We start from the raw sequence: 11,634 nt of genomic DNA on the forward strand, positions 1-11,634 counted from the left end.
AATGTATTTCAATCCACGCACCCGCATAGGGTGCGACACAGACGTGCAACCATTGCCAAAAACAAACAAAATTTCAATCCACGCACCCGCATAGGGTGCGACAAACATAATTGACACGATGGAAATAACATCGAAGATTTCAATCCACGCACCCGCATAGGGTGCGACGCAACAAGTCAGGGTGTCGTGAGTTGACGTCTATTTCAATCCACGCACCCGCATAGGGTGCGACGGACGAACCAATCGAATTTGGATGGCTCGAAAAAATTTCAATCCACGCACCCGCATAGGGTGCGACACAGGAAGTCGACAACAATTTGAGCGGCCAAGTTATTTCAATCCACGCACCCGCATAGGGTGCGACCTAAGCAGCAAGAGGACAGACCTGCGACGCCGAAATTTCAATCCACGCACCCGCATAGGGTGCGACCGACAATAAGGCGCTGATCGACCTAGTCCAACAAATTTCAATCCACGCACCCGCATAGGGTGCGACGACCATCAAATGACCAACAAATGACCACAAACAAATTTCAATCCACGCACCCGCATAGGGTGCGACGCGATAATCGGTACCGGTTCGCCCGGCGATCCTTATTTCAATCCACGCACCCGCATAGGGTGCGACCCACTCGGCCACCAAACAAAAACCAAAAGGAGAGATATTTCAATCCACGCACCCGCATAGGGTGCGACAATTGCGTCAACCTTGCTGGTTGTGAGGCCCTGCAGATTTCAATCCACGCACCCGCATAGGGTGCGACGGTACGTTCATTTTTTGGATTTGCTCAACTTTATTATTTCAATCCACGCACCCGCATAGGGTGCGACGATTGACACGATAATGGAGGCGGTCGCGGAGTGAATTTCAATCCACGCACCCGCATAGGGTGCGACACCGATTTTTAAGCCAAAATGCCGTAAAAACAGTATTTTAATAATCAAAAATCAATTTTCACAAAAATAAATTTCAATTATTTTACATTAATGGGTTTTATCTAAGGTTTTTTTGGTGCGAACCTCCCTGAGAAATCATGTTCACTTGGCATTCGCACTATAAAATAAGGGGGCCTTCAAGATCAAGCGACTCTTTTACGCCTATATGCTCAACTTTGTTTTTATAATTATTACCGAGTTGGTAGAACCGAAGGCTGTCCTGATTTTGATCAATCTCATCTGCAAGCTTCATCTTTAGTGCCGCAAACTGCGTAGCATCTACAATGCACTCAAACACAGAATTTTGGACGCGTTGACCGTAGTTTTGACATGTTTTTGATACATTGCGTAATCTTCTTTGTCCTTCGCTATCCATTGTACTTACATCGTAAGTAACTAAAACAAGCATAGGATACACCTACTTCCATAGAAATGGAGGGTACTCGTCCAGATCTCCTCGCAGAAAACGTGCTAAAAACAGGGATTGAACATGCGGCAATAACCCCCATGATATTTTCTCGCCTAAAAACGGATGGGTGATCTTATCTTGTTTTTTATTCTGCCATGCTGTCAGAAATTTTTTCCTGGCATCATCCGTCATGATTACGGCTCCGTTTTCCTTAAAGACGAAATCACTGGGATTGACCACTTTCGTATTAATTAACGACAGAACAAACCTATCCGCATAAATGCCTCGTAACTCCTCCATTACATCCAATGCAAGCGAAGCTCTACCAGGACGGTCCCGATGCAAAAATCCGATATAAGCATCAAGCCCGACTCCCTCCAGAGCTGACATCATATCATTCGAGAGCAGAGTATATGCGAGTGAGAGCATCGCGTTCACAGGATCTAGTGGAGGCCTGCGGGATCGAGAACGAAAAAAGAAATGCTCCTTTTGCTGCAAAATCATTTGGTCAAAGCGCTGATTATAAATTAGAGCAGCTTGTCCTTCCAGCCCCCTAAGCCGTTCCAAGTTTTCACATGCTCTGATCTCTGCCATGATGGATGACAATTGCCGAGAAGCTTCCTTAAATTCTTCAACATTTATGCGTAATGGGTAATCTCGGGTCATTCTTTCTAGCATCCATTTATGGTTAAATATTTTACCAATGATAAAATTCCGGGCAATTCTCGCCGAAAGCATTTCGTCTTCGGATACCAGAGATTGCTTCTTTCTCAGGACGACGTTCCCTTTGCTCGGACCGATTACTCTTGCAAGAAATCTGCCATTCATCGTTAAGAAATACCAGACAACATAAGGTAGTCATCTTCGTCATTAAAGGCCATCTACTATCTCAACCTTTAGCCCTTCCAGTTCGGTTAATTCAATTACATAGTCTTCAAAAGCTTTAGGTTGGTCTATCCGTGGTTTAACTGATAATGAACGATGTACCTTGGCCGAAGAATATTGCCCCAGCTTTGATTGATGCTCCCACCAATACACCTTATATTTCAATCCACGCACCCGCATAGGGTGCGACACCGATTTTTAAACCAAAATGCCGTAAAAAAAGTATTTTAATAATCAAAAAACAATTTCCACAAAAATAAATGGTTTTAGTCAAGGATTTTTTGGTGCGAACCTCCCTGGCAAATCATGTTCGCTTGGGATTCGCACCATAAAATAAGGGGGCCTTCATTGTCTGGCAATTCACATCCTATTGAATTATCCATAACAGTTTCCAACACGAGCCCTAGCGTTGGTTATCGAATTGGGGATTTTTTTAATTCTTTGGTCTTCAATTATTACAACAATTCATGTATCGTGACACCTTGTGGAGCTTCGCCAATAGAACATACATAATCTGCATAAGACCGAGCAACCTCAACCTCACTCTTTCGCTCTATATGAACAAGGTTAAACAATTTATGTGCTGGCGCATTACCTAATTTGCTTTCATGTTCAAAAACAATTAGTTTTTGTGCAGACATTTTTCCTCTTGCTGCAGAACGATCATGATCAAACATATTTACAAGTGCCGACCACAATAATTCCAAGTCCTCTTCACTAAAATTCGTCTGGTTTGCAAGAGAGGCCGATACAAAACCTTCCATTCGATACAATCCATATGGAACAATACTCTTACGGCCCATCGTCCGTTCCTTTTCAGCATCTTTTTCATTCGTGACAGCCATTCGAGTAATTGTTACATCTAACGGAGAAATAGGATCAATACTTTTTGCGAAACCAAACTGTACTGGCCCCCGAACCTGTCCGCAATTTACGCCGGTTGTCATGACCGCACCAAATGTACGAATATCGTAATACTTATCGCACATCCATTGAGCCAGAGTCATTTGATCTTCTTTCTTCTTGGCTTCGATCTTGTCTGATTTTTTATCTTTTAGTTCAATATCCGGATGATGATCAAACGCTTCTTTATTCAGTTGATTTAATATAGCACCTTCTTTTACATAGATTTCATAGCCATTCTCATTCTCTTTTGCTAATTCAACATAATTTCGAACTTTACGTTTCATGCACACGTCAGTAACCAGTCCGCATCCGGTCTCCGGATCAATACGGGGCAAATTTCCCGCATCCGGATCTCCATTTGGGTTTCCGTTTTCAACATCGAATAATAACACAAACTCATATCTCTTCGTTAAAGCTGTATTTTCACTCATGTTCTGTTCCCTCTTTCACTTGTTTTGATTGATTTGGATTATAAAAACTTTGCCGTTGATGATAGTAACCTAACGCGAACATTCCCTGCTCTTCTAGCGTCAATCGACGTGGAAAGACTTCAGGTAATGCATTCATCACTTTCTGAATCTGGTCATCGTTATAACGTCCCCACTTATCATCTTTTGCGATGTGATGCCTGGACAAACTGATCAACCGCGGAAAAACGGTTGCAGGTGAGGCTGAAGCCGCTCCCCAAAATCGGTCACGAATGGATGCATTAATGCCTTGTCCCAATGCGTTTAGCTGTGTTTTTTCCAAACATGCAAATAATCTTCCCAGATGGTAGGGGGTACTGGTGGAATTTTCATTTAGGGACATCGTTAACTCTCCTTCTAAACTTTGATCATCATTGTGGCGGGCTTTACGGATAAGGTATGCTTTTATCATGGCTGCACGAAGTGGTCCTATTTTATATTGATTTTTTTTAGGATCATCCGTCTCTGAACGAATACGATTGATCAATTGGGCAAATATTGCACTGGAATATGGAAGTCCGTGTAGAATAGATCTAACCAATTGTCCTTCCATATTAGGAGGGATTTTCCCCCAATCATGTCCGACTGCGATTTCCCGAAGTAATTGCCGTACAGTTGGTGCCCGGTCTAACCCGGTAATGCTTAAATCTTTATAATGTTGCCACATTCGCTCACCAATTTCACCGAGGGTGCCTGTATACCAGAAACGAACCGACAATCTTGCAGCATTTGGCGAAAGACCCAAGACATAAAATCTCGTATTCATATCCATATCTTTAAATGTCTCTTTAAACGTCTGCCCGTGCTGAATACGTACTAAAGCATTTTTCACACGCGTACGTACATTTTCAGCATCCTCCTGTTCATACTCCGAAGCTTCGTCCATTTCTCCTTGGAACAACAATGCAAACAAGCTCTGTTCTCGCTCTGGCGCTGTCTCTGCCCAAAAAACTACCGTCGTGTCATTCATTCGAATGCGATGATCCGGATCCGCCAAGAATTTATTCAAAACATACCCATAAGCATCGGCTGCCTCTTGGGACGCTGGAGCATTGTAGGATTGTTTTCTACCATAGGAGCAAAAAGAGTCTTTATTAAAAGAAACAATAGCTGCCCCTGATGACTGAGCACCGAGTACATTTTTTATGCTGGGATGCAGCCTTGCGATTTCGTGTTTCGGTATCATCTCACCTGAGATAAGGCACATTTGCTTCTCATCATTTGTGCCTTCATTTTTTTGACCATGGTAATAACGCTCCCACGTTCGTTTAATCAGACCGTCATCATGCAAAAATCGTCCTGTTGGGGCATATTTCAGAACACAAAGTCCTCCTTTGCGCAACATATCCCTAATTTCTTCGTTGGTTACAGCATCTAGTTGAGCTGCCAACTGTTCCGAAGACTGACTCACAAAAGCATGTAATGCCCGAACCTCTGGTGAGTGTGATGTACAATATTGCAGGACATGATGACACAATTGTTGCATCCCAATTCGGCTTTGTTCACGCATAGATAATGCCGATCCGAATAAATAATCCGCTTTATCGCATAAAAAATACGGCTTGGCTCCAGTTCCGGAACGTTTCGCCTGTTTCGGGACATTAAATGTAAGCCTAATGTTTTTCCCTTTTTCATCCGTATAAGGCCTGACCGAAGTAACTTCTCCAGATTCACTTAAATAAATTTCAAAAGACACCTCAGCAGACGAATACTCTTCTCTCGGTAAACAATTGTCTTCTTGGTCCTGTAAGGTCTTGTAGTAGGAATAAAGCGCCTGTAAAATCATCCAGTCACCTCCCTTAATTGCGGGACTTCAATGATTCCGTCGACCATTTGGGCTCTAAAAAAATGCGGAATAACCTCCTTTACCTCCCCTTTTGAATTTAAAATGAAGGTCTGGTCGAGCAACATATAGCCCAAATCAACGATTCCAGGATGAACAGTTTCCTTTACTTCTATTTCATCTTCAACCAGCTCAAAATGAACGGGAAACTCCCTCGTGCCAAAATAAGGCTGATGAAAGCATTGCCCCTTTCTTGCACGTCGTAAGAAAATATTATAGTGCTTCTCAGGATGATCTTCCTCGCCTTTACGATCCGTCATTTCAAAGTGCCCTTCTATTATGTACTCGACGTCACGAAGGACAAGAGACGATCGCAGTTGTCGCTCTTCCGAAACGTTGATAAACTTTTTTTTGCGCGATGCGAGAGATTCTACTTCGTTTCTTCGAATACTTTCAAACCGAATTGGTTTTTTCACATGGATACGGTCAATAACCCACCGGATAGCCGGTTTCCAATGAAGTGCTTCCAAAATTCCTCGTGCTGCCGAAGGCGTCATGACATCATAACTCACGCGTTCAACTTTCATCTCTGGACGCGTAAAACAGGCATAATCCCCCCACACGCGCAGTTTAATCCCATATGCCATACATATAACTCCTCCTTAATGTCGCATTGGTTCTCGAAGCCCTGTTGCTTGATCATAATAGTTCATATCATTTAAATACCAAATACCTCCAGCATCACTTAATAAACCTTTATTCATCCACTCAGTATATTCTCGCTTATAAACTGAAACTGAATAAGATTGCAACTGGCGAAATATATCCGAACGATGGACTTTGCTTTTGGCATGTAAATGAATTAAATTACGAGCAAACTCATCAAAGGGAATAACAATCGAAAACATTTCCCCCTCGATCATTTCAAACCGACTAGCAATCTCTTCATATGGGATTTCCAAATTTTTGTTTTTGTCCCTTGATAATTCCATAATCCTTTTGCTATCTGTTATTTCCCTGACCCTGCCATCAGCAACCCCGTATATTCTATCAAAATACTGCTTCATAGCTTCCGGTGACAACGGATCTACCTGTTGATATTTCAACACGTTTTGTGCTTCAATAGCTGTCTCTTTCATCCACCCATAGAAAGGCATGCCGTGCGACTCAGGATAAAACACATGTACTTCCCCAACAGATTGCTTTCCCTCCCGGTTGCACCGACCAGCGGCTTGAGCAATGGAATCAAGTCCGGCAAACGCTCTGATGACTATTGGAAAGTCCAAATCCACACCTGCTTCGACTAATTGTGTAGAGATAACGTGACACGGTTTTTCGTGAATAAGTCTGTCTTTGATTTCTTTTAATATTTCCATACAATGTTTGGAGCACATGCGACCGCTTAGATGATAAACCCCAATTAATTGTTTTTTAATAGATAGATCGAACAACATCTTGGCATGCTTTCGGGTATTCACAATGGTTAACGCTTGCTTAACTTGTGACATCCAATCTATTGTCATTGAATCAGGAATACTTTTCGTTGCTCCCCCATGCATTGTAACCCGGACTCTTTTAAATGTATCAACCAATTGCTGAGACAGTTGATCTTGTATAATTGCAGTCGGACGAATCCCTAGCGCTTCCCAGGATGGATGTGTTGCAGTACACAATACGACGGTACAGCCGTACGATTCCACTAATTCCTCAAGCACTCTTAAACAAGGGGTAAGGAACCCCCTAGGGATACTTTGGGCTTCATCAATAACGATGACAGATTTCACGATATTGTGGAGTTTCCTGCACCTACTTCTTTTATTAGAAAACAACGACTCGAAAAATTGTACCGAAGTCGTAACCACAACGGGGACATCCCAATTTTCCGCAGCCAATTTCTGTTTTCTCACTTCTTCTACACCATAATTCTCCCGATATTCTTGTTCATCAAAGTTGCTATGATGCTCTAAAACTGCCTCGTTACCTAGCGCATTTCGAAAAATCTCTACTGTCTGGTCAATAATACTTAAGAAAGGAATCACGTAAATTACCCTCTGTAACTCATGCCTTTGTGCATGATGAAGAGCAAAACATAACGAAGATAACGTTTTCCCGCCGCCTGTAGGTATAGATAATGTGAATATCCCCTGGCCATCTCTTGCCCTTATCCTGCAATTTTCAAGGATCTGATGTCTTTTGTTGTTGATTATCGTTTTTTCTGCCTTCTTCTCTAGCTCAGATATAAAATTATCAATTCGTTCCAACAATTGAGAAATTGAAGGTAAGCTTCTTTTATACATTAAACGCCGATCCTCATCATTGCAGTAGTCCCGGGTATCAGTAGAATCGGCATCTACCAGGCAAGAATAAAGCATTCTGCCCAAAATGCTATATTTCCAAGCAATGTTACTGGTCGTTAGATTTCCGAAGCGAAGCATGGGGTTACTTTCGAGAGGTTGCGAGCAGATGGATAACTCCGACCACGCTATAGACCAATCAGGCACTTCTTCTTTCGGTTTAGACAAGCGATGTTTTAATGATCCCTCCTCATCAATTGAGCCATAGTTGCTCAGCCCACCATGATGTCCGGCTACCACATATGCAATCAGCCGGGCTAAATACGGTGCGAATCCAAACTTACCAATATACTTAATAACTACCTCAGGCTTCATAATCCACTGTGCCCCGGCAGTCGAGTGATCGACCGGGATCTGAGAGCCACGAACTCGTTGTTGAAACAACTCTGAATACTTTCCAACATCATGAATTAAACCCGCTAAGTAACCTAGCTCACTCATACCAAATAATCCCGCAAACGTACGAGTCAGAGCCGCTACTCCTTCGAGATGCTCCTTTAAATATTGAAAATCGCCTGATTTTTTACTGTGTGCGTAGAAAAACAAGGACTCACCTTCTTTTTTATATACCATATTATACCATCAAATATTTCACTTTGTAAATTACGTTTAAGTAGATATTATATGAACAATATTATGATTTTATTACGAATAATATCCGGTACACCTATTGATTCCTGTGGTATAATAAACTGTCGCTAAGCAAGCGTGGATTGAAAAATATAGTATCTACTCAAGAAAACCTATCTTTCCCTTCAGGATAGGTTTTCATTCTATCATCGGAATCAATCCGCGACATTTGAGTGATGACCAAAATGTTAGTCCCATCCCCCTTCTTCCTAATCGGTTAGTAGATATGCGTCCGCTCAAACTCTTCTAACGAGTTGTCCCTTTTGTCACGTACACGCTTCAAATAGTTCGACTCTAATTCGGGATTGAGAAAGTCCTCGAGGTAAGAATGATGTGAAATGATTGCATTACCTACGATTTCAGCCAACAATCCTTTGATTGGGTGGATTTCGCCAGCATGAAAAAGGTTATACAGAAATTTCCCACCTGCCGTTGAATGATCGACGCTTCCTCTTTTCGGCGGGAAGTCTGGGTTGTTTACAGCTGCTAAAATATAATTCCTGAAAGCATCTGTGTATTTCCCCATATCGTGCAGCATCCCTGCCAATCCGGCGATGTGCGAAACTCCCAATTTCTTTCCGAACGATTCAGCTAATGCCTGTACGCCTAATAAGTGCTCCTCCACTGTTTGGTGCTGCCTGTCAGCTTCGCGAATATGTGCTATATAATTCAAACAGTCTCCTCCTCGAAATATAGAGTCGTTCAAGCCCTCGTATAGTCCGATGTGCCTGCGACAATTTTCCTTATTTTAACGAGATTCGACAGAAATTTGAGATATCCTTCCAATTTGTATGTAAAATTTTGTTTTATTTGAAAAATCTATTTCAATCCATTCACCCATACAGGGTTCGACTAGACTTCAAGGAATCCGCGTCAGGTTCGATCTTACTATTTCAATCCACGCACCCACACAGGGTGCGACTTAAAGAGCAAGCAAGAGTATATAATCCCTTGATGAGATTTCAATCCACGCACCCACACAGGGTGCGACGGGCGGCCCATTTGAACACGTCAGCTACCCACTCCTAATTTCAATCCACGCACCCACACAGGGTGCGACTCAAATCCTCAATTAATTCAGGCAGGTCTTGCATATTTCAATCCACGCACCCACACAGGGTGCGACAGGAAATACGAGGAACACCGGTATCCAGGCAATGTATTTCAATCCACGCACCCACACAGGGTGCGACTAAATTTTAAATCAGTGTGCGATACTCTGATTCCAATTTCAATCCACGCACCCACACAGGGTGCGACCACACACTGCATTAGCTGCGGCGTTGTCGTGCCCATTTCAATCCACGCACCCACACAGGGTGCGACTGGCTACGAAGACATCGAAATCTCTAATCTCGGCATTTCAATCCACGCACCCACACAGGGTGCGACCACAAACGCGGCCTCAAGTCGCTCTACTATACGCATTTCAATCCACGCACCCACACAGGGTGCGACGAATTTTGTCCCCTCTTACGTATGCTTGCCATAATTTCAATCCACGCACCCACACAGGGTGCGACCCAATACATGGTCGACAACGGCTACTACTATCCGATTTCAATCCACGCACCCACACAGGGTGCGACGGGGGTGGTAATCGTCGTCCAAAAATCACCCGTGGATTTCAATCCACGCACCCACACAGGGTGCGACAACGGCCCCAGGTCTTCGCGCTCGATAAATTCCAGATTTCAATCCACGCACCCACACAGGGTGCGACCCATGTACGGATTGGTCGTATACAAGACCAGCTGACATTTCAATCCACGCACCCACACAGGGTGCGACCAAGGTGACTCGTCACTATCCTCGCCTTGCAGGAATTTCAATCCACGCACCCACACAGGGTGCGACTGGAGGTATTTTACTTCCCTTGGGGCGAAGGGATATTTCAATCCACGCACCCACACAGGGTGCGACCAGGCAATCAGGTGGAGTACAAGAACCAGCCGAAATTTCAATCCACGCACACACACAGGGTGCGACACCGCTTTTTCAAGCAAAAAGCCCGAAAAAGCGGTTTATGACACTCCATTCCCCAACAATAAATTGAATTTATTTACATTGTTGTAAAAATATCAAGATTTTACAGGTGCGAACCCCCCTGAAAATCCATGTTCACTACACGTTCGCACCAGTTCATTTCTTCCATATTTTCACTTTATGGTTTCGACAAAAATCCTCCAAAACCTCCCATGAATCCACACACCATTTTTAAATCATGAATGCTTGCATTCTCCCGTTTTTCCTTTTAAACCGAGTTGCTTTGTCCCCACCGCAGCCCTTTGGAAAAAGAAAATAGGCGATTGCGTTTCTTTTTGGGTTTTTCCGCGAATACGTACTCCTGCTCGTTTTGTACGACATTATGCGCAATATGCCGGAAGCGTCGGCCGCTCTCCAGCTCGGGATCCAGCGCGATGGGAATCCCTTTGGCTACCGAACGCATAATATCCATGTCCATATGTATGACCCCAATTAAACCGATATTGAGAATATTCATGATGTCTTCAAGCTTTAGGACCCGATCGGCCGGATCATCCGCCATGTTGACGATAAGCTGCGGGGGAGCATCGATCATATCGCTCATCAACCCGATGACGCGGTCCGCATCCTGAATCGCCGTCCGGTTCGGCGTCGTGACGATAATCGCCTCGTCGGCGGCGTATACGGCATTACGGAACCCGTTTTCGATCCCTGCCGGGGAATCGATCAACACATAATCATAGTCTTGGGCGATAAAATGAACCACGTCCCGAAACAACCCCGGGTCCTCATCATGGTCGGCACTCCCGCTGCAGGAGATGAACGATAGGTTGGACAGGCGCTTGTCTTGGATGGTTACTTGATGCAGGCCGCATCTGCCCGCCATAAAATCGGAAATATCATAATTCAATCTGCTGCTCAGCCCGAGCGGAATGTCCAAATTCCGGAGGCCGAAGTCCGCATCGATCAAACAGACCTTTTGTCCCAAGCAAGGGATGTCCCTAAATTGGCGGTGACCGTCGTTTTGCCTACCCCGCCCTTGCCCGAAGTAATACAAATGACTCTTGCCATTGAAGCAACACATCCTTCTGACCAAAATACGTGCTGTAACATTTATAACCATCGCACTAGGACGGCTATAACCTACTTACTTTATCATAGAGAAATATACAAAAACTCTACAAAAAGATGCCGTTTTTTTACATTTTTATCAGTGTCTATCGCATTGCAACAAAGAACAGGGAGAAAACAACGCAAAAACCCGCCATTTCCGGACAG

At 43.7% G+C, this 11,634-nt stretch carries 5 protein-coding genes, 4 pseudogenes and 2 CRISPR repeat arrays (1 of these 11 cut by a window edge); all 9 genes and pseudogenes read right to left on the bottom strand.

Annotated elements, in window-relative coordinates; all coding sequences use genetic code 11:
• Positions 1 to 897: direct repeats of the CRISPR family, unit length 32 nt; unit sequence ATTTCAATCCACGCACCCGCATAGGGTGCGAC; it begins 1,529 nt to the left of the window's first position.
• A 157-nt stretch (positions 898 to 1,054) separates the two neighbouring features.
• Positions 1,055 to 1,345: a CRISPR-associated endonuclease Cas2 gene (cas2, locus tag NYE48_RS22450; protein WP_341000007.1), complete on the bottom strand. Its 291-nt coding sequence runs from the start codon at positions 1,343 to 1,345 to the stop codon at positions 1,055 to 1,057.
• A 9-nt stretch (positions 1,346 to 1,354) separates the two neighbouring features.
• Positions 1,355 to 2,182: pseudogene (cas1c, locus tag NYE48_RS22455) on the bottom strand (type I-C CRISPR-associated endonuclease Cas1c); the annotation flags it as partial.
• A gap of 33 nt (positions 2,183 to 2,215) precedes the next feature.
• A pseudogene (locus NYE48_RS22460) lies at positions 2,216 to 2,389 on the bottom strand (type I-C CRISPR-associated protein Cas7/Csd2); the annotation flags it as partial.
• Between the two features lie 296 nt (positions 2,390 to 2,685).
• Positions 2,686 to 3,567 carry a type I-C CRISPR-associated protein Cas7/Csd2 gene (cas7c, locus tag NYE48_RS22465; RefSeq protein ID WP_341000008.1) on the bottom strand — a complete coding sequence of 294 codons (882 nt, stop codon included), beginning with the start codon at positions 3,565 to 3,567 and terminating at the stop codon, positions 2,686 to 2,688.
• Positions 3,560 to 5,389 (bottom strand): type I-C CRISPR-associated protein Cas8c/Csd1, encoded by a 1,830-nt coding sequence (gene cas8c / locus NYE48_RS22470; RefSeq protein ID WP_341000009.1) that lies wholly within the window; start codon positions 5,387 to 5,389, stop codon positions 3,560 to 3,562. Before cas8c ends, cas7c begins: the two co-directional genes overlap by 8 nt.
• Entirely contained in the window at positions 5,386 to 6,033 is a 648-nt protein-coding gene (gene cas5c / locus NYE48_RS22475) for a type I-C CRISPR-associated protein Cas5c (RefSeq protein WP_036712949.1), read from the bottom strand. Before cas5c ends, cas8c begins: the two co-directional genes overlap by 4 nt.
• Before the next feature lie 15 nt (positions 6,034 to 6,048).
• Positions 6,049 to 8,313: a CRISPR-associated helicase Cas3' gene (gene cas3 / locus NYE48_RS22480; RefSeq protein ID WP_341000010.1), complete on the bottom strand. Its 2,265-nt coding sequence runs from the start codon at positions 8,311 to 8,313 to the stop codon at positions 6,049 to 6,051.
• Between the two features lie 286 nt (positions 8,314 to 8,599).
• A pseudogene (locus NYE48_RS22485) lies at positions 8,600 to 9,043 on the bottom strand (CRISPR-associated endonuclease Cas3''); the annotation flags it as partial.
• A 148-nt stretch (positions 9,044 to 9,191) separates the two neighbouring features.
• A CRISPR array of direct repeats spans positions 9,192 to 10,359; the repeat unit is 32 nt; unit sequence ATTTCAATCCACGCACCCACACAGGGTGCGAC.
• A 265-nt stretch (positions 10,360 to 10,624) separates the two neighbouring features.
• Positions 10,625 to 11,469, bottom strand: a pseudogene (minD, locus tag NYE48_RS22490) (septum site-determining protein MinD).
• Between the last annotated feature and the right edge of the window lie 165 nt (positions 11,470 to 11,634).

The organism is Paenibacillus sp. FSL M7-1455 (assembly GCF_038004655.1).
Classification (GTDB): Bacteria; Bacillota; Bacilli; order Paenibacillales; family Paenibacillaceae; genus Paenibacillus_AQ; species Paenibacillus_AQ cookii.